The organism is Bradyrhizobium sp. 25ACV, from assembly GCF_054863005.1.
In genome coordinates this window covers 633,395-657,157 of record NZ_JAVAYO010000002.1, presented here as the reverse complement: position 1 = coordinate 657,157, position 23,763 = coordinate 633,395, and the positions used below count along the sequence as shown (strand labels likewise).

16 protein-coding genes are annotated in these 23,763 nt (G+C 59.1%); 6 read left to right on the top strand and 10 right to left on the bottom strand.

The features are described 5' to 3' along the window. Positions 1 to 485: 485 nt before the first annotated feature. On the top strand, positions 486 to 878 hold the full coding sequence (gene speD, locus RAD04_RS06765; protein ID WP_461623116.1) for an adenosylmethionine decarboxylase: 393 nt from the start codon (positions 486 to 488) through the stop codon (positions 876 to 878). A 259-nt stretch (positions 879 to 1,137) separates the two neighbouring features. Here speD and RAD04_RS06760 read toward each other — a convergent pair whose 3' ends face one another. The 5 genes from RAD04_RS06760 to RAD04_RS06740 form a co-directional block, all read right to left on the bottom strand. Then, entirely contained in the window at positions 1,138 to 4,248 is a 3,111-nt protein-coding gene (locus tag RAD04_RS06760) for a multidrug efflux RND transporter permease subunit (RefSeq protein WP_461623115.1), read from the bottom strand. Positions 4,249 to 4,292: 44 nt separating this feature from the next. Further along, the gene (locus RAD04_RS06755) at positions 4,293 to 4,460 is read right to left on the bottom strand and encodes a hypothetical protein (RefSeq protein WP_461623114.1); all 168 of its coding nucleotides are present in this window, start codon (positions 4,458 to 4,460) and stop codon (positions 4,293 to 4,295) included. A gap of 175 nt (positions 4,461 to 4,635) precedes the next feature. Next, a complete protein-coding gene (locus RAD04_RS06750) occupies positions 4,636 to 4,764 on the bottom strand; it encodes a hypothetical protein (RefSeq protein ID WP_461623113.1) in 129 nt (42 codons plus the stop codon). Between the two features lie 367 nt (positions 4,765 to 5,131). Continuing rightward, positions 5,132 to 6,958 carry a glutamine--fructose-6-phosphate transaminase (isomerizing) gene (gene glmS, locus RAD04_RS06745; protein ID WP_461623190.1) on the bottom strand — a complete coding sequence of 609 codons (1,827 nt, stop codon included), beginning with the start codon at positions 6,956 to 6,958 and terminating at the stop codon, positions 5,132 to 5,134. Between the two features lie 1,431 nt (positions 6,959 to 8,389). After that, entirely contained in the window at positions 8,390 to 9,061 is a 672-nt protein-coding gene (locus tag RAD04_RS06740) for a TetR/AcrR family transcriptional regulator (protein ID WP_461623112.1), read from the bottom strand. A 385-nt stretch (positions 9,062 to 9,446) separates the two neighbouring features. Between RAD04_RS06740 and RAD04_RS06735 the strand changes: the two genes are divergently transcribed. The 3 genes from RAD04_RS06735 to RAD04_RS06725 all read left to right on the top strand — a co-directional run bounded on the left by RAD04_RS06735 (position 9,447) and on the right by RAD04_RS06725 (position 13,540). Next, positions 9,447 to 10,769 carry an AMP-binding protein gene (locus tag RAD04_RS06735; protein ID WP_461623111.1) on the top strand — a complete coding sequence of 441 codons (1,323 nt, stop codon included), beginning with the start codon at positions 9,447 to 9,449 and terminating at the stop codon, positions 10,767 to 10,769. 174 nt (positions 10,770 to 10,943) lie between these two features. Continuing rightward, positions 10,944 to 12,131 carry a diaminopropionate ammonia-lyase gene (locus RAD04_RS06730; RefSeq protein ID WP_461623110.1) on the top strand — a complete coding sequence of 396 codons (1,188 nt, stop codon included), beginning with the start codon at positions 10,944 to 10,946 and terminating at the stop codon, positions 12,129 to 12,131. Positions 12,132 to 12,631: 500 nt separating this feature from the next. Beyond that, on the top strand, positions 12,632 to 13,540 hold the full coding sequence (locus RAD04_RS06725) for a LysR family transcriptional regulator (RefSeq protein WP_461623109.1): 909 nt from the start codon (positions 12,632 to 12,634) through the stop codon (positions 13,538 to 13,540). 109 nt (positions 13,541 to 13,649) lie between these two features. Here RAD04_RS06725 and RAD04_RS06720 read toward each other — a convergent pair whose 3' ends face one another. The 5 genes from RAD04_RS06720 to RAD04_RS06700 all read right to left on the bottom strand — a co-directional run bounded on the left by RAD04_RS06720 (position 13,650) and on the right by RAD04_RS06700 (position 19,664). Continuing rightward, positions 13,650 to 13,811, bottom strand: a complete 162-nt coding sequence (locus RAD04_RS06720) for a hypothetical protein (protein WP_461623108.1) — start codon at positions 13,809 to 13,811, stop codon at positions 13,650 to 13,652. A 67-nt stretch (positions 13,812 to 13,878) separates the two neighbouring features. Further along, complete coding sequence (locus tag RAD04_RS06715; protein WP_461623107.1) at positions 13,879 to 14,403, bottom strand: hypothetical protein; 525 nt, start codon at positions 14,401 to 14,403, stop codon at positions 13,879 to 13,881. A gap of 1,278 nt (positions 14,404 to 15,681) precedes the next feature. After that, positions 15,682 to 16,254, bottom strand: coding sequence for a GNAT family N-acetyltransferase (locus RAD04_RS06710; RefSeq protein ID WP_461623106.1), 573 nt, complete (start codon positions 16,252 to 16,254; stop codon positions 15,682 to 15,684). Between the two features lie 793 nt (positions 16,255 to 17,047). Continuing rightward, on the bottom strand, positions 17,048 to 17,398 hold the full coding sequence (locus RAD04_RS06705) for a hypothetical protein (protein WP_461623105.1): 351 nt from the start codon (positions 17,396 to 17,398) through the stop codon (positions 17,048 to 17,050). Between the two features lie 169 nt (positions 17,399 to 17,567). Further along, the gene (locus RAD04_RS06700; protein WP_461623104.1) at positions 17,568 to 19,664 is read right to left on the bottom strand and encodes a prolyl oligopeptidase family serine peptidase; all 2,097 of its coding nucleotides are present in this window, start codon (positions 19,662 to 19,664) and stop codon (positions 17,568 to 17,570) included. 1,027 nt (positions 19,665 to 20,691) lie between these two features. Here RAD04_RS06700 and RAD04_RS06695 point away from each other — a divergent pair. Together RAD04_RS06695 and RAD04_RS06690 are read left to right on the top strand one after the other, a co-directional pair. After that, positions 20,692 to 22,125, top strand: a complete 1,434-nt coding sequence (locus RAD04_RS06695) for a M16 family metallopeptidase (protein ID WP_461623103.1) — start codon at positions 20,692 to 20,694, stop codon at positions 22,123 to 22,125. Continuing rightward, a complete protein-coding gene (locus RAD04_RS06690) occupies positions 22,122 to 23,492 on the top strand; it encodes a M16 family metallopeptidase (RefSeq protein ID WP_461623102.1) in 1,371 nt (456 codons plus the stop codon). The genes RAD04_RS06695 and RAD04_RS06690 overlap by 4 nt, the downstream gene beginning before the upstream one ends. The last annotated feature ends 271 nt before the right edge of the window (positions 23,493 to 23,763 follow it).

The window sequence follows — 23,763 nt, the reverse complement described above, 5'->3', positions numbered from 1 at the left end:
CGGGTATCGGCCGGTCATAGTGTGCCGGTTTGTCCGTTTCTTAGCTTCTCGTACTTTGCGTTCACTACTGTTACCTCGATGATCGTCGGGGGAACGCGGCCGGACCCTAGGGACCCAAATCGGCGTTGGCACCTACCGGATCTTGTAGTCGACACGCGTGAGTCTGCATGGCACCCGCAACCAACGGGCGCCTGGACTATGGTTTGGAGCTCTCCTCTTGAAAGCGGACTTGGCCCTCGCCGGGCTGCGGATTCCTATGGCGCTCAAGCGGTAACATCGATTGTGTAAGAACCCTGATCGCCACATCAAGGACTTGGCCTCGGCTCAAAGGCACAAATCAGTTGCCGAAGGTCATCGCAGTTATCTGATTCAACGGCGATATTGAGGTCATGCAGGTACCGGCAAAACACGCGGCCTGATCACCTCGTCACCTAAATCCCGAATAGCTCATCTTATTGAGCCGTCAATTCAACGGAGATTGCTTTATGATTATTGATAACGAAGAGGAAGTACCACCGGCTCTGTCAACAGGAGCGACGCATATGCTCATCGAGCTATGGGGAGCGAAAAACCTCGACGATCCGGCCCTTGCGGAAGACGCCATCCGAAAAGCCATCCATGCGGCGAGTGCGACATTACTCCACCTTCATGTTCATAAGTTTTGTCCGGGCCACGGCGTCTCGGCAATAGCGTTGTTGGCTGAATCGCACATGACCTTACATACTTGGCCTGAGAGGTCCTACGCGGCGGTTGATGTATTCGCATGTGGCGACAGCAATCCTGCGAGCGCCGTGCCAGTTCTAGTTGAGGCCTTTCAACCCGAACGGTCGGACGTTCGCAGCCTCCGGAGAGGCGTGTCGATCGAGCCAACCGGTTGAAACAGATGGTCGATTCCTTGGGTGAGGGCATCGAGCTCGCTGCTTCAATCGAAAAACAATGTTGGACTAACCTCTAGCAGCACAGCTTGACCGCGGGGCTTCCTGACATATGCTTATTTGTTGGCCGTCAACTATCATTGAAGATTGCACGGACTTATGGCGCAACGCCTGCCCAATGGTAGTTCCCTCATCTCCGCACAGCTAGCACTTGGTTCGGCGTGGATGCGCCTTGGCAATGGGCCATTGCCGTCTTGGATCTTCAATCGAGCGCCCTCAGGTCAGCCGCGCCGCCTTCGAGCCGAGACTCAGCTCTTCGAGCTGCTTGTTCCGCACGGATCTGGCCTGGGGCACGGTGGTCGGTCGCGAGCACCACATAGACCGTCGGCAGCACGAACAGGGTGAACAGCGTACCGATCGACATGCCAGCGACAACCACGAGACCGATCGAGAAGCGGCTGGCCGCCCCGGCGCCGGTCGCGGTCAGAAGCGGGATCAGGCCGGTGACCATCGCGGCCGTCGTCATCAGGATCGGCCGCAGCCGGATGCGCGCCGCCATCTCGATCGCCGAGCGGCGGTCAAGCCGTTCGTTGAGCTGGAGCTCATTGGCGAACTCCACCATCAGGATGCCGTGTTTGGTGATCAGGCCAACCAGGGTGAGCAGGCCTACCTGGGTGTAGATGTTCATGGTCGCTGCGCCGAAGAACAGCGGGATCAGCGCTCCCACGATCGCCATGGGCACCGAGATCATGATGACCAACGGGTCGCGCAGGCTCTCGAACTGCGCGGCCAGCACCAGGAAGATGATGATCAGCGCGAAACCGAAGGTGATCGCGAGCTGATTGCCTTCCTGCACGTACTGCCGGGAGTCGGCAAGGTAGTCGTGGCTGAAGCCCTGCGGCAGCTTCTTGGCTTCGCTTTCAAGGAAGTCGACGGCCTGGCCGACGGTCACGCCGGGCATCGGCACGGCCGAGAAGGTCGCCGAGTTGAGCTGGTTGTAGTGGGTCAATGAATTCGGAGCGGTCGATGTTTCGATCGACACCACCGTCGATAGCGGCACTTGCTGGCCGGTGCTGGTCGCCACGTAGTAATTGCCGAGCGCTTCCGGCGAGAGCCGCTTCTCGCGTGGTACCTGCGGGATCACCTGATAGGAACGGCCCTCCAGGTTGAAGCGATTGATGTAATTGCCGCCGCCCAGGATCGCGAGCGCGCTGCCGATGTTCTGCATGTTGATGCCGAGATCCTGGGCCTTGGCGCGGTCGACGTTCACCTTCACGGTCGGCTGGTTGAAGGCGAGATCGCTATCGGAGACGATGAACATGCCGCTCTTGCGCGCGGCGCCCTTCAGCTTCTCCATCTGCTCATAGACGGCCTGGAAGCCCGCGGTCGAATTGATCACCATCTGCACCGGCAGGCCGCCGGGTCCCCCGGGCAGCGGCGGCAGGTTGAAGGCGAACGCCTGGACGCCCTCAATCTTGCTGAGCTCCGCCTGAACAAGCGGAACCAACTGGATCGAAGAGCGCTTCCGTTCATCCCACGGCTTCAGCAGCATGCCGGCGATACCGTTCTGGGGACCGTTGATGCCGTTCAGCGCGAAGCGCAGATCGGTCTCAGGAAAGCCTTGCAATTTCCTGTCGAGCTTGTCGCCATAGAAATCGAGATAGTCGATGTTCGCATATTTCGGCGCCTTGATCACCGCGAAGACGATGCCCTGGTCTTCCTCGGGCGCCAGCTCCTTCGACGTGTGCATGTAGAGAAACCCGACGAGCCCAAGGATCGTCACCGCGACCAGCCCGGTGATGGCCTTATAGTCGAGCGAGCGGTCGAGCCTGCGGCCATACCAGCGCGTGACGGCGCCGAACAACCTGTTCACCAGCTTGGCGAACCGGCCCTCTTCCGTGTTCTTCAGCAGCCCCGAGCACATCATGGGCGACAGCGTCAGCGCGATGACGCCCGACACGATCACCGAACCTGCCAGTGTGAACGCGAATTCACGGAACAGCGAGCCGGTGAGGCCCCCAAGGAAGCCGATCGGAGCGTACACCGCGGCGAGCGCAATTGTCATGGAGATGACCGGACCGACGATCTCGCGCGCGCCTTGCAGCGCCGCCTGCACCGGCGTCTCACCCTCCTCCAGATGGCGATGGACGTTCTCCACCACCACGATGGCGTCGTCGACCACGAGGCCGATCGCGAGCACCATGGCGAGCAGCGTCAGCAGGTTGAAGCTGAAGCCGAGCGCCAGCATCAGCGTACAGACGCCGATCATCGACAGGGGAATGGTGACGACTGGGATGATCACCGAGCGGAACGAGCCCAGAAACAGGAAGATCACCACAATGACGATGATCACGGCCTCGCCCAGCGTCTTCTCGACCTCGTCGATCGAGGACTGGATGAACCTGGTCGAGTCGTAGGCGACCTTCATCTTCATCGACGGTGGCAGATTGCGCTCGAGCTCGGGGAACAGCGTGCGCACACCGTTCACAAGGGTCAGCGGGTTGCCCTGCGGCGTTGCGTTCACGCCGATGAAGATCGCGTGCTCGCCGTTAAAGGCAACGCTCGCATCCGTGCTTTGGGCTGCAAGCTCAACGGTGGCGATGTCCTCCATCCGCACGAAGCCGCCGTCCTTGGCCTTGACGATCAACTTCTTGAACTCGTTGACGTCGGTCAGGCCTGTGTTCGTCGTGATGTTTGAGAGGATGAGGTAGCCCTTGGTCTGGCCGGCCGCGGATTGGAAGTTGTTGGCGGTGATCGCGGCCGCGACATCAGCCGGGGACACGTTGTGGCCGGCCATCTTCACCGGGTCAAGCCACAACCGCATCGCAAAGGTCTGGCCGCCTAGGATATCGGCGGACGCCACGCCATCGACGGTCGACAGCACCGGCTGCACGACGCGCGTCAGGTAGTCCGAGATTGCCGAGCCCGAGAGCTCCTCAGAGGAGAAGCCTATATACATCACGGCCGTGGTCTGGCCGGTGGTCTTGGTGACGACCGGATCGTTGGATTCCTTTGGGATCAGATATTTGACCGAATTCACCTTGGCGAGCACCTCGGTGAGCCCCTGGTTCGGGTCAAAGTTAAGCTTGATGTAGACCTGGATCGTCGAGGTGCCGAGCACCGAGGACGAGGTGACGTAGTCGACGCCCTCGGCGGAAGCGACCGCCTGCTCTATGGGCGTCGTGATGAATCCCTGGACCAGGTCCGCAGACGCGCCGGGGTAGACCGTCGTGATGTTGATGACCGTGTTCGAAAGCTTCGGATATTGCCGGATCGGCAGTACCATCGCCGCGCGCAGACCAATCAGGAGGATCAGCAGACTGACGACGACCGACAGAACCGGTCGCTTGATGAAGATATCGGTAAAGGCCATTGCTGCGATCTCGAATTCGTTTGCGTGATTGGTGTGACCCGGCTTCACGCCGGATCACGCGAGCGCATTAGTCGGTAACGCGCCGCTTGGGCTGGAGTGGACGGCGCCGAATCGGACGAAATCGCAACAGCGAAGCCCGATTGCAGCTTGAGCCGGCCGACGGCGACGACATTGTCGCCCGGCTTCCGGCCCTTCGGCACATCCTTCAACATGGTTGCCGGGTCGCACGACCGTCGCGGTCACGAACAAGCCAGGCTTCAGGATCTTCCGGTTCGCGATCGTCGCCTGCACACGGATATTGCGGGTCTCGCTGGCGGTTTGCGGCACGGTGGTCGACCTCGCCCTCGAAGACGCGGCCCGAACAAGCATCCAACTTGAGCCGACCACCTAGCCGACCTCGAGGTTGACGGACTCTTTTCGCGTCGCCGTGAAGTTGGCCCACAGCTGCGAGAGATCGGTCAGCGGGACGATCGCAGTGCCAGCGGTGAGGAACTGGCCAACCGCGGCTTGGCGCACGCGAAGATCGCCGGAGAACGGCACCTAACAGCTTGGCGATGCCCGCCTGCGCCTGGTCGCAGGCCGCCTGCGCCTGCTCGACCGTCGCCTGCAGACCGAACTGGTGCGACGCCAGAGAAGTGATAACTTGGCGGGGCGCCGACTTTCTGGGCGAACATTCAAAACGGGATGCCAGCGAACCTAGCATGCGGACGGCTTCCTGAATGTGCGTGTCGCGGACCTGTCCGACATCGTCGCAGCGTCCAACCCGCGAGCGGGAGACGCTGGCGTCTTTGACAGCCCCAACCTTGGCGGCGCTGGCCAGTCGTGAATGCTCAGACATAATTGTCTAGGCCAGTTTGAGGACCAGAAGCGACCGACGGGCTCACTATTCGACGGTCACGGATTTGGCGAGATTCCGCGGCTGGTCGACATCAGTGCCCATCACGATGGCCGTGTGGTAGGCGAGCAGCTGCACGGGGATCGCGTAGACCATCGGCGTGAAGGCGGCCGGCATGTCGGGCAGTACGATGGTGGCGAACGTATCCAGTGTCGCCTCTTCAGCGCCCTTGGCATCGGTCATGAGGACAATGTTCCCGCCGCGCGCTGCCACTTCCTGCATGTTCGAGACCGTTTTCTCGAATAAGCGATCATGCGGTGCGATCACCACTACTGGCACGGTCTCGTCGATCAGCGCGATCGGCCCGTGCTTGAGCTCGCCCGCAGCATACCCCTCTGCATGGATGTAGGAGATTTCCTTCAGTTTTAATGCGCCCTCTAGCGCGATCGGGAAGCTCGTGCCGCGACCGAGGTAGAGTACGTCCCGCGCTTTGGCGATGTCGCATGCAAGCCTCTCGATCTGCGGCTCGGTGTTGAGCGCTACCGACATCAGGTGAGGAATTTCAATCAAGCCACGCACCAACTCGATCTCCTCATCCTCGGACAGTTCGTCGCGCGCCCTGGCGGCCGCGACTCCAAGTGCGGCCAGCACTATCAGTTGGCAGGTAAAGGCTTTGGTCGACGCAACGCCGATCTCCGGGCCGGCCAGCGTTGGCAGCACGGTTTCGCTCTCGCGAGCGATGGTCGATGTTGGTACATTGACGACCGCAAGTGTGTGTGCGCCTTCCGCCTTGGCGTAGCGGAGCGCAGCAAGCGTATCCGCGGTCTCGCCCGACTGCGAAACAAAGATCGCGAGGTCACCTTTGCGCACGGCAGATTCGCGGTAGCGGAACTCGGAGGCGACATCGACTTCAACCGGCAGGCGGGCAAAACGCTCGAGCCAGTATTTTGCGACGTTGCCCGCATAGCTCGCTGTGCCGCAAGCAGTGATCGTGATGCGCCGGACATCTCTGAAGTCGAACGGCAGCTTGATAGGCAGCGCAACACGTTGGTGGGCTGCGTCGATATAGCGCGCCAGAGTCTGTCCGACCACCTCCGGCTGCTCATGGATTTCCTTGGCCATAAAGTGCCGATAATTCGCCTTGTCAACCAAGAGCGATGACGCACCGGACTTCTGGATCTCGCGGTGCGCGACTGCGCCTTCGGAATCATAGATGACGCCGATCTTCCGGGTAAGCACGGCCCAGTCCCCATCTTCAAGGTAAGTGATGGTGTCGGTGAACGGCGCGAGCGCAATGGCATCCGAACCGATATACACCTCGTCATTGCCATAGCCGATCGCGAGCGGGGATCCCTTCCGGGCAGCGATCATGAGATCGCAGTGCCCTTTGAACAGGAATACAAGGGCAAACATACCGCGCAGTCGCGGTAGAGCCTCTTTCACTGCTTTTTGGGGCGAGTAGCACATCTTCAGATAGGATTCGACCAGATGCGCCACCACCTCGGTGTCAGTGTCGGAGGCAAATCTGGCGCCATTCCGCTCAAGTTCGGCGCGCAACTCACGAAAATTCTCGATAATTCCGTTATGGACGACCGCGACATTGTCCGTCGTATGCGGATGCGCATTGGACTCCGTGGGCTTGCCATGAGTAGCCCAGCGGGTATGGCCAATACCAGTGTGACCTTGTAGCGGATTGCGGCGTAGGCTGGTCTCAAGATTTTTCAGCTTACCCTCGGCGCGCCGGCGCTCAAGATGATTGCCGTCGAGCGTTGCGACTCCCGCTGAATCGTAGCCGCGATATTCCAGCCGAGTGAGCGCTTCGATCAGCCGCTCAGCAACGGGTTCGCGCCCCAAAATGCCTACAATCCCACACATGCGGGTCAACATCCCCCAATTTCAAGAATAATGCTTTCAGAACAGCTACGCTATTCTTGAGACCTTCGATTGGTGCTCAGATTGTTGTGGATCTGGGTCGTTCGGATTCTGCGACGCAGAACAAGCTTCGCCAGCCGAAGCGCGGTTTGGGCGAGCACGATCGAATGGCAGCATGTCGCGGCAGCAGGAGGGGGTAAGGCGCGAGCGCGTGGTGAACAGAGCGCCATCGCATGCGCAGAGTCTTCTCCCGGCAAGGAAACAATATCGTAGTCGCGGTAGGGGCGACGCGTGGACACATCACGTAAGTTGCCACTCAAAGGTCGATGACACTCGATGCAGATCGACGACCCGCGGGGAGTCCAGCTATCTGTCGGCATGAACTTCATCATCGTCGGCTGGATTGAGGGCCAAGCACGATGGCGCTGCCCCTTCTCAAGAGATTCGTAAAGCGGATAGCTGGAAAGAGGATTTCCATCTCGAAGCTGTCGCTCGCACAAGGCACACAAAAAGAACCCCGGCCGCCTTGGGTGACCGGGCAGAAGTCAGTCTCGGAGGAACGATGCTGTTACATTCCGCCGGCTTCCGTCGACAGTGGCACGGCCCACCGACCGGTGCAGCCGCCCAAGCACCGGCCGGACTGAAAATGCGCTTGATGCTCGGCAAGCACCGAAAATATTCTCTCGGCTTCATGCAAAGATCGAGCACCATTCTGATTGGCCGAAGGCTTTTCTCCAAACTGAGACGTTTTTCTTATGCGAGATCTTATAGGATTGGTAAAATCGATTATGTTGATGGGCCGCATCAACACCATGGATAGCTCTCACGTCACGTTGTCATTGGCGACTTCGCGGTTTCGAGATCGCCGACCTCCGTGCGAGCTAGGTAAGGCCGCGAATCAATCAAAGAGGTTTTGGGGTTCAGCATGGCGAGCTGCGTTCAAGGTGGTGTGCGGCTTCCCCCTGTTAATCGCGATGATTGCTGTTCCTCGCAAAACCGTTGATCAGTTTACGGACGCTCGATATCGGGCGACTTCCGTCGTAGTCGAGCCCGCCTAATCAAAATCCGCGGATCGTCATGAATTCGGATGGATCAGCACGATCTGCTCGCAGACTATTGATCGGATGTTCCGGGTCCATGTAGCCGAGAGCCATGCCGCAAAAGAGCATGAGATGGGAAGGTAAAGCGCATCAGCTGAAGATATTCAGCGAATGGTCATCGCGCGCGACCTCGCGAGGGTCGCCGCAACGCGCGACTAGCCTCGTCAAGCCGACACCGTGGAGCGCAGGGCCAAGCCCGTCCGCCTGGCTTTCTATTGATGATTGTCAGCGCTCGAACGATGTTCGCGATCCCTGGGCAGATCTCATGAACAAGCAGCGTCGCGCCTGCTTGGCTGCGACACAGGCGCGCTCGCATCAATGGCAGAAGGGAATGCTAGTTGGGCGCCGCGGGATCGTCTTTGGTGGTACCAAACACGCCTCGATACCAGACCTTGGCGCAGTGTGATCCTATGTGCTCAATCTCCGCGTCGCTTGGATCTTCCGGCGCGAGATCAAATTTCATATAGGCAACCTGCTCCATCGTGGCGCCGAGCACTTCAGCAGCCATCTCAGGATCGAGTTCACGGCTTAGTTCGCCCAATCCCTGAAGGCGGGTCAGCCAAGTCGCGGTGCGCCTTACGAAGCGGCGACGTTCGCTGACATAGAGAGAAAGGAATGTTGCTTTCTCTCCGCGAGCTGCCGCCTCCCGCATGACGCGCAACAGCTTGCGATGTCGGGCATAGATCTTGAGATAAGCGATGGTATTCTCAACGAACTCGGCTTCGGTTGCCTTCAATGAGCGGCCCGACCTTCGCTTACTCGCGACGTAGATCTCGTCGACCAATGGCTGCAATACGGCGAGCAGAATCTCGTCCTTATTTCGAAAGTGCCGGTAGAAGTTGCCGTAAGACGTTCGAGCGATCTTGACGATGTCCTGGACCCGGGTGGCCTCGTATCCTTTGCGCGCGAATACGCGCGCCGAGGCGTTCAGCAGGCGCTGACGCATCGCCGCCCCCTTCGCGGTGGCAGGGGCTAACGGCTCCAACGCGGAATCGGTCTCCAGCATTTGCCACCCATAGCACCACGGCCGCTTGACCACCAGCTCGGAACCCAGTAATATGACGTCAACATCAGTTATTGACTAGGCTCGAATCGTAATCAGTTCAAGGGCCGGGAGCTGCAGAGCTTGCCCGGCCCGTCGATGCAGCCAGTACCCACGAGGAGGGGGCGCCCTCGGGTGCTCAGTCGCGGCAATTCTGTTCTAAATCCAAATTTCGACTCTCCGTTGGAAAGGCGACATTCAGAGATGTGTTGATGTATCCGGGCACCCACGCACCAACAAATCCGGACCGCCCCGCCCTCATCATGACGGCAACCGGTGAGATCTTGACATGCGCCGAATTGGAGGATCGGTCTCGAAGGGCTGCAAACTGGCTCTTCGACGCCGGGGCTTGCGGCTCGGCGACGTTGTGGGCGTACTCTGTGACAACAGCTCTTGGATTTCCGATATCTACTGGGCCACTCAGCGCTCCGGCCTATATCTGATGCCGATCAATTATCGGCTGAGCCCCAGTGAAGTCGACTATATGCTCGAAGATTCGGGCGCTGCGGCATTGTTCGTCGGACGTGGTGGAGTCGAGACGGCATCAAAAATCGACGCCCGCGAAAAACTAAGGCACCGCGTCTGTTCTGAGGGAAATCTGGCAGGTTACGAACCGTACCAGCAGATACTGGAGACCGCTCGCGCCACGATCCCGGCGTCTCAACCGCGCGGCGCCGACATGCTGTACTCTTCCGGCACGACCGGGAGGCCAAAAGGCGTGAGACATGCTTTGCCGGAGCGACAGGTTTCCGACCCCGGCGACACAATGGTGCAGATGTTTTCGTCGAATTTTGGCTTTGATGAGAGGACAATTTATCTGCCCCCTGCGCCTCTCTATCATGCAGCGCCGCTACGAACCTGCGCGACCGTCCAGGCACTGGGTGGCACCGCACTCGTTTTGGATAAATTCGATACCGAAGCCGCTTTGGCTGCCATCCAAGACTACAAGGTGACCCACAGTCAGTGGGTGCCGACCATGTTTGTGCGGATGCTCAAATTGCCCAAGTTAGTTCGGAATCGATATGACGTGAGCAGTTTGCAGATCGCGGTTCACGCTGCCGCACCGTGTCCCGTTGAAGTCAAGCAACTGATGATGAAGTGGTGGGGGCCGATATTGTGGGAGTACTACTCCGCCTCCGAAATGAACGGGATGACCGTGATCGGCCCCGACGAGTGGCTCGGGAAGCCGGGCTCCGTCGGTCGCGCCGTGCTAGGGAAGATTCACATCTGCGGTGAGGACGGCAGCGAACTTCCAGCCGGTCAGACGGGTACGATTTATTTCGAACGCGATAGGATGCCGTTCGTCTGTCACGATGAGCCGGAAAAGACGCGGGCCGCGCAACATCCGGCGCATCCGTACTGGACCACTGTGGGCGACATCGGACACGTCGATGCGGACGGCTACCTCTTTTTGACCGATCGCAAGGCGTTCATGATCATTTCAGGCGGGGTCAACATCTATCCTCAAGAGATTGAGAACGTTCTGGTGCTGCATCCCGCTATCGCGGACGTAGCCGTCATCGGAATTCCCGATCCTGATATGGGCGAACAGGTCAAAGCCATAGTGCAATTGCTGCCTGGCGCGGAAGTCAGCGAGAACTTGGCGGAAGAAATCATCGCAGAATCGTGTTGCCGCCTACAAGGCGCCCCGCAGCATCGATTTTGTGGATGAAGTCCCACGTTCACAGACGGGCAAGCTCATGAAGCGGGAATTGCGTAATCGGTATTGGTCGGAGAAGGCAGCCTGACATCAAGCGCTGGAATGGAATGAACCGCTCTACTTTGCGGCCTCGCCAGTGCCCTATCGTAGGTATGCCGCTGAATTTGGTCAACACAACACAACGCCATGCTGCTTCGCAATACGCTCAGTAACTATCGCTTGCCGCTCGATTCCTCCGATGCCGATGCTCTCGGCATCGAGGCTGCCCTGGCAGTGGAGCGCTTCCTCCAGCATAGGCAGGGGACGGCCCCTACCCCGATGGTTTCACTTCCTGCCGTTGCCCGTCGTCTGGATGTCGGATCCATCCACGTCAAGGACGAAGGACAACGACTGGATCTTGGCAGCTTCAAAGCACTCGGCGGAGCCTATGCGGTCATACAGCTTGTCCTTGGGCTCGCATCGCAACGATGGGGCCGTCCAGTAGACATTTCTGAGTGGCGCTCACCGGAAGTCGCCACAATCGCCGCTGGAATAACCCTGACGTGCGCCACCGACGGCAACCACGGCCGATCGGTTGCACAAGGCGCCCAACTCGTGGGCGCAAACTGCGTCATCTTTGTTCATGCTGGAGTGAGCGACGAGCGCTGCCGAGCGATCGCGCGGTATGGTGCCCGTATCGAACGTGTTCAGGGCAACTACGATGATTCCGTTGCCTCGGCATCTAAAATCGCCAACGAGCGGGGCTGGATTGTGGTCTCCGACACATCTTGGCCAGGCTACGAACGGATCCCTCGCTTCGTTATGCAAGGTTATACTGCATTACTTCGTGAGGCCCTTGGTGCACTGCCAAAGCCTCCAACCCACGTGTTTGTCCAGGCCGGTGTCGGCGGCATCGCAGCGGCGACTGCCGCTCATTTTTCGCTTGTATTCGGAAAGGACAGACCCTTCTTCACTGTGGTGGAGCCGGATCGAGCCGCCTGCCTTCTCGAGAGCGCCAAGGCGGGCCAGATCGTGAAGGTGCCGCACGACAGACCAACCGTCATGGCGATGCTTGAATGCTATGAGCCATCACTTGTTGCCTGGCGCATTCTTTCGCGGGTTGCCGATGCCTTTATGACCGTCGAGGATGACGAGGCGGTTACGATGATGAAGGTGCTTGCCTATCCCGTCGACGGCGATCTGGCGATCGTCGCCGGCGAAAGTGGCGCAGTCGGTCTCGCTGGATTGGCAAAGGTGGCGGGTGATCCGGCGTTTCGTTCGGAGATCGGGCTCGGCTCAAATGCCCGTGTCTTCCTGATCAATACCGAGGGCGCGACTGATCCAGCACTCTATGAGAAGCTCGTGGGCGCTCGCCCCGAGGACGTGACCGGCTGAACCGACGGAGGAGTGCACATAGCATGCCGAGTTGTCCGACGTTTATGTGGTTTGCAGTGGCCGCGCGTGACCGCTCTGTCTGTGGCGGTCGCGATGAGGCAGGGCTTTCGGTTTTTCACATGCCTCGCAACCACCGGCCATTGCATGTGGATTTCAAATACCATTCTGCACTCTGGAACGGTTCGCGATTCCTTCGCCGGTTTGCAGTTACGGTTGATAGCTGCAGTCGCCTGCTCGCGTTTCGCGGCAAACCCAAAGCGAAGTCGGAGGGCTTCTCGATTCTAAGGAAGCAAGTAGCTGATATAGAAGCGGCAAGCGTTCGCCGGATCGCGTACAGCAAACCTTGGTATAGCTTTTCCAACCCTTTGTATGCAGCAGTTTGTCATCGAACTGCTATGTCTTAACTCTAACTCTCCATCTAAAATTTTGCCGCACTCCCGTGAACAGGTAAAATCGATTGTTTAGATGAAGCACATCCACACGATGGATAAATTCGCACCATGCGTTTCAACGGCCTTGATCTAAATCTTCTCGTCGCGTTCGACGCTCTCATGACGGAGCCGAACCTCACCGCGGCGGCGCGGCGAATCAACCTGAGTCAACCGGCCATGAGCGCGGCTGTGGCCCGGTTGCGCGCCTATTTCCACGATGAGCTCTTTACGATGATGGGCCGCAAGCTTGTGCCCACGCCGCGAGCCGAAGCGCTTGCTGCCCCAGTTCGGGAGGCTCTGTCGCACATCCAACTCTCCATTATCTCCCCCGACGGATTTAAACCGGCGCAGTCGAATCGTCGCTTCAGGATCATCCTGTCAGATTTCATGATGACCGTGTTTCTTCGAAAGGTCGTGGATCGCGTCGCGCAGGAAGCTCCGGCCGTCTCCTTCGAATTGCTGCCACCCGAAGAGGACCCCGATCAACTTCTCCGGCGGGGTGAGATTGACTTCTTGGTTTGTCCGGAATTGTTCATGTCGCATACGCATCCAAAAATGCCGCTGTTTGACGAAAGATTCGTGTACGTCGGCTGTCCCAAGAACAAGCAGCTAGCTGAGCCGCTTACATTAGAGCGATACTTATCGATTGGACAGGTTACGGCCAGATTTGGGCGGACGATCAGACCTTCGTTCGCTGAATGGCTTTTGCTTGAGCATGATCTCAAGATTCGCGTCGAAGTCGCTGTGCCGGGCTTTAGCCTGATTCCCCCCCTGATATTGGGAACTGATCGCATAGCGACAATGCCATCGAGGATGTTCAACCATTTCAAGAAAACGATGCCCTTGCGAACGATCCAAGCTCCTTTGCCGGACTTTGCGTTCACCGAATCCGTCCAGTGGCCTGCTCTTCACAACGCTGATCCGGCGAGCATTTGGATGCGCAACATTTTTGTGCAGGAGGCCTCCCGCATCGGATGAGTTCGTCTGAACTTGAATGCGCGGCGTAATCAACCACGGCACGTGGTGATCCACGATCTATCGAGTGACCGACTTGAGACGCATCCGCGTGAGCGGTAGCCTGATTGGATTATTGTGGCTGCCAGTGCTTGAGCCAGGCGGGATCTTCGTTGTCTATCCGGCCGACTTCGAGCAGGTTGTCCATACCGAATTCGGTGGAGGCTGCGACACCCTCTTCTCGAAAGACATGGAATCCGATGACGCCATCCTCGATCTCCATTTCGTCGGCCAACGTCCCGCAGCCAGTCTTTGTTTCGCGGAAACACGACACCGTTTACGAGAACGCCATCGCCTGATCATCAACGCTGGTTCGTGCTCGGTTCGGAGATCAGTGGCGCACCCCCGACCGAGACCGGCCCTTCTGGCTTAGCGGGTTGGACGGCTCGCTTGACCGGGCTCGAAACGGGATGGGAAGGCGGGGGAGAAGAAGGCGCGAGAAGAACGGGGGCAGGGACGGCCGGTTTCTGCAACAACTCAATTCTCGATGTCAGCGCCTCGATCTGATCCGCCATGTGTTTCAAGTCGTCTTGCTGCGCACGGATGTTACGATTGATCTCTCCAATTTGATCACTTGCCTTCTGCTGCTCGGACCGAATCTCCAAAAGTGCCTCCCTATCTTCGGGTGACAGGCCTGTCGTCGGGACGACTTCACGAGCCGACGGCTTCTCGAAAACTTCTTCGACACTGATCCAGTAATAGGCTGCTCCGGCGCACAGGCCGACGGATACCGCCACGAGCGCGAAGACCGACGCAAAACGTCTTGACGACCTGTGCAAGACAGAGGGTGGTTCCAAGCTGCTCACTTGATCAATCACATTCGTCATCTCTCAGCCTGCCATTCTCATCCGTGTTGGTTTTTCTCGTGACGCGATAAGGGGCGATGGTCAAGAGCTTCCGGGGCCGAGTGCGCATCCTTGCGCAACTTTGTCTGATCGCTTGGTTTCACCCCATGAGGCATTAGCAAGCCGGCGCATCGAGGCCCGATATCCATACTTCCTTGAAACTGAACGATCCGAAGTTGCGACCCAGAGAGTGAGCGGCGCCAAAGGGAGTTGCCATCTTGGCAAAATCGCTCTCGTCGAGCTGCCGTGATCTCCTTGCACAAGCGTTATTGGGAGCGCCTGTCGGCTTTCGGCGCTTCTTCGCCGCAAAACGGTTCGGAGCTGTTCGAGAGCGAACCAACAGCAGGGCTCTATGCTCGTTATCCGATATTTAGATATCCAGTCGTGGCTTGCACGGGGGCCCGTCGAGTTCAGCCCGTTGTCGCGAGATGCCGGTATTTTCGCGGACAGTCAAATGCTGCAGCTTTCCGCTTGCGCTTTGGCCCGCGAATCGGCGGCTACATGAAAGAGATCGTGGGTTTAACTCCAGCGTTCCTCAATCGTTCAACGCTTTCTTGCGCAAGGCGCGGTATCACGCACAAATGCTGCATCGTGAATAGAAAAACGCAGACTCCAAACCCGGTCTCGAGCCTAACTTTATCGCGACAATGGATAACTTATGTCTGTGGGGCCCGCTTGCGCGCAGGGCAACCGTTAACTCGCGTCCTGATCTCGTCTTCAGGCTGTGTGCATTTCATTTGAAGAATCGGACGCCCGAAGAAGAACGCAAGGCGGTGACATAATTGATCGTGGGAGAGGTCGAACAGGTGTCGATAGAATGCGACCTATCGGCAATCATCTGTCACCGGGGCTTTTGGTCGCGGCCCGGGAACCGAGACTCCCTTTGTCGGAATTACTGATGTATGGGCTGTCTTCGCGAGATGGGTATTGCATCGTCCTGCCGCCATAGGGACATCATACGCATTCGCCAGCGCAAGGATCGGTCCGATGGCGATTGATCGTGCAGGCCGGCCCAATCCGAAATGGAGTTGTCAGAAATAGAAATCGCCGTCGGAGTTCTGGCCCTGCAAGAATGGCTCGGCTGAGGGCCCTCCACGTTTGCAGGCTTCAATTAAAAAGCCGCGAAGGGCTTAGCTAGGCATATGCTCGATCCGGTCGGGTAAGACGCCAATGAGCATGTCCGCCTTTCCCCGTGAGAGATCAACCTCGCCTGGCGGCACGACATAGCCGCCACAATCCACCGAATGTGCTACGCACAATTTATGCAACTCTTGCATCGGATGAATTCGGGATACGGCGCCGCGGTGTGCGTCGCCGCCGAGGATCTAGCCCCGATGGGGCCGCAGGACTACCCTGCCCACGAGGACCAGCTAAGCCGTGCAATGGCAATTTGAGACGCGGCCCAATCTCCGAGAAGCCGAGCTTAAGGTACAATGCTGAGTTGGGACTGCGGCTCCACATCGGCTGCCTTGGCGCGCCGACTTCAAGTTGGCCCCAGCCTTTCGTCTCTCCAAGGGTAACGGCTGCGTCGATGAGCGCCATCGCAACACCAGATGATCGCTGGTCAGGCACCACGTAGAGCTCAGTGATAATGCCGTAGGTTCCGCGCGCAAAGAGGGCGGCACTTTCCGATAGCATGATGAGGCCGACGGGGCGTTCCTCCGTAAAAGCAAGAAACCCCGAGATGCGCTCTTTCATGGCCAGCAGGTCGGCAACCAGCCGAGTATCTACTCCGGCCTGCACGTGACCGGGCCCTAGTTCGGCAAGCAGAGCACTGACCATCTGCGTCACCGTTGCGGCATCATCGACGGACACCTCACTCGTCTTCACCATGTCACATCCTCCACCACGTGGTTCAGCGGCAGCAACGGAGACAGAAGCTGCCGCAGCCATCAACTCAAAGTAGATATGCTGTTACTTTGAAAGTCCAATGACGCTTTCGTTCACACCATTGAGAGGTCGCTAGATTTACACTTGGCGCTTAGCTGAGGGTTCTGGCTCAAGACATAATCGAAACCATCCTTCCCGCTGGTCTACGCGAGCTTTCGATCGCAATCCGGCCTCAAGCTAAAGCGCTGTTTGGCCAACGCAACGGCCGGGTCACCAAACACATTCCGCATCCGATGCGGCGCTCCTATGAGTCGTTCGGTAGTATCCTGCTTTGCTTGGCGAGCTAGATGAGCTCGATCAAACTGGCGACCAATTGACGCAGGTAGCATCTTGCTCCATGCGAGCGGCCGGCGGGTGTTTAAAGCGACGCCAAACAATCGTTTAAGTGTTTCACGATCGGCGGTGTCTGCACGTAGACACGATGTGAGTTAGGTCAACAAAACGACGCGCATGTCGCATCGTGCCGGGTGGATCGGAGTTGTGGAGTTCGTCGAAGACATCATTCGATCTCATCAGCCCACCACTATCAACGAACCGGGTTGGCACCAATAGTCTCAGAGAATGAACTACGGCGCGAGTCGAAGACGCACTCATTTTTGTCGTGGTTGAAAAACCAGCTTTCTTATATTTGCGGCGAACGGATCGTTTGTTTCCTCGACGGTTGCAGGCATCCCTCGAATGTGGGGGAAGCTAAAGAAGGTGCCGAGCTTTGGTCGAAACACCATCTTGCGCCATCTCATCGATCCTGTTCTCCGGTCGAAGTCATTCCTTGACTTGCTCGAAGCCGTTCATCGAGCTTCGTCGAGCGCGACCAGCTGTGACGTGCCGCAGTGATGGCAGTGGCGGCGTTGTGCTCGACGATCTCTGGAAATTCGGCGGCGAACTTGCCGACCAGGAAGCACTCACGCCTGCGCAGGCGCGACGATGATACGGACTCTCCGCTTTCTCGCTTTTTCGGACTGTCGAAGCAGGACGCGACGCCTCGCGCCAAAATGCCGCGAAGGCGTTCCGTGGGCCGCGCCGTATTTTTGGTTCGGCTCGGCCAATCCACCTCGGCCCAATCCTCGAGGCCTAAACGACGGAGCATGTCCTTGCCGCGCTCATTTCGGCTATCGCTCTAGAATACCTCTACCGCTCTCATGGCGTTCTCACCTTCGCCAGAGCCTGGAGCAGTGACGGCCTTCCTCCCCCCGTCTGGGCTCAAGATTTCAGTCCCGCGCGATCAGCGCTTGCCGTTGGTTAAGGCTGAAGCTCGCTCACGCCTCTTCGTCCAACCAGCCGATCTTGCTCCTCAGGAACCGAAAACCAAGCACCTGAAAGCTGGCACGCTCCTTGTTGTCCCTGCCATAGCCGTGGCCCCCCGCGGCTGCCTCGTAGAAATAGGCCTCGTAGCCCATCACCTGCAGTTTCGCGACCATCTTGCGGGCGTGCGCCGGATGAACCCGATCGTCCCGCCGCGTGGTGGCAATCAGGATCGGCGGATAGTTTTGGCCCGGTTTGGCCGCATGATAGGCGGAATACGTCTTGAGCCATTCCCACTCATCAGGCTTGTCGGGATCACCAAATTCCGCGATCCAGCTCGCACCCGCAAGGAGCTTTGTGTAGCGACGCATGTCGATCAGAGGAATCGTGCAAAACAATGCGCCGAACCGCGCCGGATAGCGCGTGAGCATGTTGTTAATGAGGATGCCGCCGTTCGATCCACTTTCGGCGGCTATCCGCCTCGGCTCAGTCACGCCGCGGCGCACCAGATCGGCGGCCACGGCCGCGAAGTCATCATGCGACAGTTTCTTGCCGGCAAGCCGACCGGCGTCGTGCCAACGTGTGCCGAACTCGCCCCCACCGCGCAGGTTCGCCTGTACGGTGGTGCCACCACGCTCCAACCAGAGCTTGCCGAGGGCTGAATTGTAGTACGGCCTCATGGAAAGTCCGAAGCCGCCGTAGCCGCTCATATGGACCGGCGCGTTGCCGCTCTCCGCGGCGGGACCGGTCTGCACATATGGAATCCGCTCACCATCGATCGAGATGGCCTCGTGCTGCGTGACCACAAGGCCCTCGGGGCTAAACGTCTTTGGCGCCTGCTTCAGCACGATTGGGCTCGAGACACTCCGTTCGATCAGCATCAGTGAAGGCGGTGTGAGCGGATCCTGGACAGAGGCAAGCAGGTCGCCGTTGCTTTCGGACTGATCGCAATCGAGGGGCCAAGCGTCGACAACGCCGATGCCGGGAAGGCCGCGCAGGTCCTCATGGTTCCAGCCGGCCGACGTGGGCGTCCAAGTCTCGAATGAAGGGCGCAGCTCGTCGAGGACAGAAAGCACGAGCTTACCGCTGGCCCAGAAAAATCCCTGCAGCGCGCAGCGCGTGCGCGGCGCGAAAATGACGGTGAAGTTGCGATCGCCGGCGAGAAAGGCCGACAGCGATATGCCAAGCGCGGTGTCGGGCGCGTGGGTGACGCCGGCAATCCTCCATGCCGAGCGCAATTTGACGATCAACCAGTCCCGGTGCGCTTGGAACCAGATGTCGGAGGGAAGATCGAGCTTCACGCTCGCGCCATATTCGGTTCCGTGCCAGACTTCAAGGTTGAAGAAATCCAGCTGATCGACGAACCAAGCCCGCGACGCTTGTCCGGTTCGATCGACTCGGCAAGAGGCGGCCAATCGGTCAGGCGAGGTCTCGAACACCACGGCCGCGCGCTCCACAGGCTCACCGCGTCGCCACAACCGCGCGGTCCTCGGATAGCCCGATGCAGTTGCCATGCCGTCGCCATGCGCGCTGGACAACAGCAGCGTATCGGGATCTACCCATGTGGCGCCACTCTTGGCTTCAGGCAGCGTGAAGCCGTCGGCCACAAAGCTTTTCGCATTGAGGTCGAATTCGCGCAAGACGACGGCGTCGCTGCCGCCGCGCGACAGGCTTACAATAATTCGCGGATGATCTCCTGGCAGTGAAGCCGTCGAGTTGAGAAGCCAGTCCTCGCCTTCCTTTGCCGCGAGCTGGTCGACATCGAGCAAGATTTCCCAGGATGGATTCGGCTTGCGAAATTCATCTAGCGTGGTCCGTCGCCAGAGGCCACGTAGGCTGCTGGCGTCCTTCCAGACATTGTAGAGATAGCCACCACGGCGCGCGACATAGGGAATATTGTCGGGCCGATCGTAGATCGACGCCAATGCGTCGCGATCCCGCTCGAAGGCCGCTCCGCCGAAAGCTCGCAACGTCCTGCCGTTCTGCCGCTCGACAAAGTTTAGCGCGCGCCGGCCCTCTATCTCTTCCAGCCAGAGATGCGGATCATCATCGGGAGCAGAGAGCGTTGGCGTTCCAGCTTGCGACTTTGTCGGCGAGCTCGCTTTAGACACCGTTCACTCCCAGGGCTGACATTGGCACACTTTCGATTTGCGATCGAGGTTTGCATGATGTGGTTTGGTCGAGACACGAAGCCTACAACCTAACGCGGCATGCGATTCAAGTTCATTCTTTCGAAGTGACGCCGCACACGCATCAAGTGGAGAGATTTCGGCGAAGATGCCGCGACGATAGCCGCCCAAGGCACATAGGCTTGCAAATGGGGGGTTGGCACAGAAACGTGACGTGCGCGCCATTCTGCGCCGCAACTACCAACATTCTTAGTTGAATCCCATAACACTGCTCCGTTGCCAATGACTTCTACGGTGCAGGCTCGCGCGGCTCTTCCAAGAACAATCTTCGCGTCACGTCTGTCAAAGAGTTCTGCTGCGCACCTCCGCCTGGTCCAGACAACAAAAGATGAGCGCATCACATGACGTAGAGGACGACACATCCGTAAACGCAAAACCGGATCACTAGCGCGAAAGCCCGAAAGCGCGGCTTACCTTGATACGGATTTACCAAACCGCTTCTGTGACGAGTAATCGTTATCATTCCAGTACCGTGACACTGAGTGGGCGCCGTGCGACGGCAATTGACTTGCGTCAGACCTGCACCATCAGCCTCGTGCTCAATTTGTGAACGCGGTGGTGGGTCTGAACGGCGTCCACTGAACCATTTCGGGATGAAGATGGGCATTGTCCGATATATGACCATGTCGGAGACGCAACATCGCTTGTTCGAGACTGCTCCTTATATTTGCGAAGCTTCCTCCTTGGCACGGCTAATGCTTTGGAAAATGCGCATCGCGTTGGACCGACAGGGTCCTGCCGAAACGCAAAGACTCTCGATTGGATGATCGAGAGTATAGAGCCACCGAGAGATGAAATTTGTTCATCACTCATCCTCATTCCTGACGCACCGCAATGGAGCTTTTGAACAGCCATGCCTATCCAGCAGCTGACGAACTTTGTCGATGGCAAAAATAGAACCAAATGCAGAGCGCTTCATCGTGCTTTCTCCCGGGATCTTTGGGTTCGGATGTTGACACGAATCCCAACACCTTCGTACCGATCGGCGGCCTGCCTTCTTGCTGCACTGCTCACCAGCTGCAGTCTTTCGACCGGCAGCGCGTTTGCCCAGACGACGCTCACGTCGTTGCCGCCCGCCAGCTTCACGCTCAGCAACGGGCTTCAAGTCGTGGTGATCCCAGACCATCGCACGCCCGTGGTCACTGAGATGATCTGGTACAAGGTCGGCTCCGCCGACGAGACGCCTGGCAAATCCGGGCTTGCGCACTTTCTCGAGCATCTGATGTTCAAGGGCACGGAAAAGCACCCGATCGGCGAATTTTCCAAGACCGTGTTTCGCGTCGGCGGCAACGAAAACGCTTTCACCTCACTTGATTACACCAGCTACTTTCAGCGCGTCCCGCGCGAGCAACTGCAGACAGTGATGGAGTTCGAGGCCGACCGTATGAACGGCCTCATCCTCAAGGACGAAAACGTACTGCTCGAGCGCGACGTCGTGCTCGAAGAGTACAACATGCGCGTCGCCAACAGTCCCAATGAGCGTTTGAGCGAACAGATCCTGACCTCGCTCTATCTCAATCATCCTTATGGCCGGCCCGTGATCGGCTGGCATCGGGAGATTGAGAAGCTCGGCCGCGAGGACGCGCTCGCCTTCTATCGCCGCTTTTATGCGCCGAACAACGCGATCGTCGTGATCGCCGGCGACGTCGAGCTCCCTGAAGTCCGCTCGCTGGTCGAACGCAATTTCGGCCCCATTCCTGTTCAGCCCGCGATCCCGGCGCAGCGCGTCCGCCCCCAGGAGCCGGAACCGGAAGCCCCGCGCACTGTCACGCTGTCCGACCCGCGCGTCGAGCAGCCCGTCCTGCAGCGCTTCTACCTCGTGCCCTCGGCGACGACGGTCGCTCCCGGGGAGAGCGCGGCAATCGCTGTGCTTGCGCAGCTGATGGGCGGCGGCAGCAACTCCTATCTCTACCGCGCGCTCGTCGTCGACAAGCCGCTCGCAGTCACCGCCAGCGCCAGCTATTCCAGCATCTCGCTCGACCCGACCCAGTTTGCGATCTCAGCCTCGCCGAAGTCCGGCGTCAGCTTTGCAGACATCGAGCAGGTCATCGACGGCGTCATCGCCGACATCGTTGCGAACCCGATCCGCGCCGAGGATCTCGAGCGGGTCAAGACGCAGCTCGTTGCAGGAGCGATCTACGCCCAGGACAACCAGGCGGCGCTGGCGCTCTGGTATGGCGGCGCGCTCAGCACCGGGCTCTCCGTCAAGGACATCCGAAGCTGGCCGGACCGAATTCGCGGCGTCACCGACGTACAGGTCCGTGCAGCTGCGCAAAAATGGCTGGATAAGAAGCGCTCGGTCACCGGCTATCTGATCAAGGACACCAGTACCGCCAAGACTGGCGCCAAGACCACCACCAAGCGCGAGGAGAAACGTTCGTGACCCATCCCTTCCTTCACTCCCGACGCATCATTCTGTCGTTGGCCGCCGGCGCAGCGCTCAGTTTGACTCAGGTCTTCCCCTCCGAGGCCGCCACAACGATTCAGCGCCTGATCTCGCCGGGCGGCATAGAAGCCTGGTTCGTCCAGGACGCAACGGTACCGCTAATCGCCATGGAATATTCCTTTGCCGGCGGCTCGGCGCAGGATCCCAAGGACAAGCCGGGCGTCGCCAATCTCGTCGGCGACCTGCTCGACGAGGGGTCCGGCGATCTCGATTCCAAGACGTTCCATGAGCGGCTCGCCCGCCGCGCCATCCAGCTCTCCTTCAGCGCCAGCCGCGACACCTTTCGGGGCAGCCTGCGCATGCTGCGCGACAACAAGGACGAGGCCTTCGACCTGTTGCGCTCGGCACTGACCTCGCCGCATTTCGACACCGCCGATGTCGAGCGCGTTCGCTCGCAGGTGATCGCCGGTCTGCGCCACCAGACCACCGATCCGACGTCGCTGGCAAGCCGCAAGTTCCTGGAGCTCGCCTTCGGCGATCATCCCTACGGGCGGCAGACCAACGGCACGCTGGAGAGCGTGCCGATCATCACGATCGCCGACATGAAGGACTATGTCGGCCGCGTGCTGGCCAAGGACACGCTGAAGGTCGCGGTCGTCGGCGACGTCGATCCGGACACGCTCGGCAAACTGCTCGACCAAACCTTCGGCGCCCTGCCCGCCAAGGCCAATCTGGTACCGGTCGCCGACATCGCGGCGGCAAACCCGCCGCAGCGCGCCTTCGTGCCGCTCGACCTGCCGCAGACCGTGATCACCTTCGGTGGTCCCGGCGTGAAGCGCAACGACCCGAACTTCATGGCGGCTTATGTCGTCAGTCACATCCTCGGCGGCGGGATGTCCTCGCGGCTCTATCGCGAGGTGCGCGAGAAGCGGGGCCTCGCCTATACGGTGTCGGAATCGCTGTACTGGATGGAGCATTCGGCGCTGTTCATCGGTGACACTGGCACACGCGCCGACCGCGCCGACGACACCATCGACGCCATTGAGAAGGAAGTACGCCGCATCGCCGAGGCGGGACCGACGCAGAAAGAGCTCGACGAGGCGAAGTCCTACCTCAAGGGCTCGCAGATGCTGGCGCTCGACACCTCCTCCAAGCTGGCCTATGCGCTGCTGCAGTATCGCCAGGACAAGCTGCCGATCGATTATATCGAGAAGCGAAACGCCATTGTCGATGCGGTCACGCTGGACGACGCCAAGGCGGCTGCCAAGCGACTATGGGGCCAGGGCCTCCTCACCGTCATTGTCGGCCGCGCACCGCAAGCCGCGGCGATGCCTGCCGGCGTTCCGGCGCCGAAGTCAGACTGATTGGCGCACGTCGATGGCCGGGCTTGTCCCGGCCATCAACGTCAGTGACGCCACGGTATTGATATGTATGCTTGGCAATTCTCGGCGCCCACGCTGGTACACTCTGCTCCGGGTAGTCCCGCGACATTGCCAGCGCCAACCCGACATGCTGACCCGGCTTCGCCTGCGCCTCAAGCGCGGCCGGACAAAGAACAAAGCCGTCGAGCGATATCTGCTGGCGAAGCTTCCCAACTGGCGACTGTGTTGCCGCCGGCTGGGAGCCAGCCTTTCA

Coding starts and splice junctions, on each gene's coding strand:
- speD (WP_461623116.1), top strand. CDS start 486: ATGATTATTGATAACGAAGAGGAAGTACCACCGGCTCTGTCAACAGGA.
- RAD04_RS06760 (WP_461623115.1), bottom strand. CDS start 4,248: ATGGCCTTTACCGATATCTTCATCAAGCGACCGGTTCTGTCGGTCGTC.
- RAD04_RS06755 (WP_461623114.1), bottom strand. CDS start 4,460: ATGTTGAAGGATGTGCCGAAGGGCCGGAAGCCGGGCGACAATGTCGTC.
- glmS (WP_461623190.1), bottom strand. CDS start 6,958: ATGTGTGGGATTGTAGGCATTTTGGGGCGCGAACCCGTTGCTGAGCGG.
- RAD04_RS06740 (WP_461623112.1), bottom strand. CDS start 9,061: ATGCTGGAGACCGATTCCGCGTTGGAGCCGTTAGCCCCTGCCACCGCG.
- RAD04_RS06730 (WP_461623110.1), top strand. CDS start 10,944: ATGCTGCTTCGCAATACGCTCAGTAACTATCGCTTGCCGCTCGATTCC.
- RAD04_RS06725 (WP_461623109.1), top strand. CDS start 12,632: ATGCGTTTCAACGGCCTTGATCTAAATCTTCTCGTCGCGTTCGACGCT.
- RAD04_RS06715 (WP_461623107.1), bottom strand. CDS start 14,403: ATGACGAATGTGATTGATCAAGTGAGCAGCTTGGAACCACCCTCTGTC.
- RAD04_RS06710 (WP_461623106.1), bottom strand. CDS start 16,254: ATGGTGAAGACGAGTGAGGTGTCCGTCGATGATGCCGCAACGGTGACG.
- RAD04_RS06705 (WP_461623105.1), bottom strand. CDS start 17,398: ATGCTCCGTCGTTTAGGCCTCGAGGATTGGGCCGAGGTGGATTGGCCG.
- RAD04_RS06695 (WP_461623103.1), top strand. CDS start 20,692: ATGTTGACACGAATCCCAACACCTTCGTACCGATCGGCGGCCTGCCTT.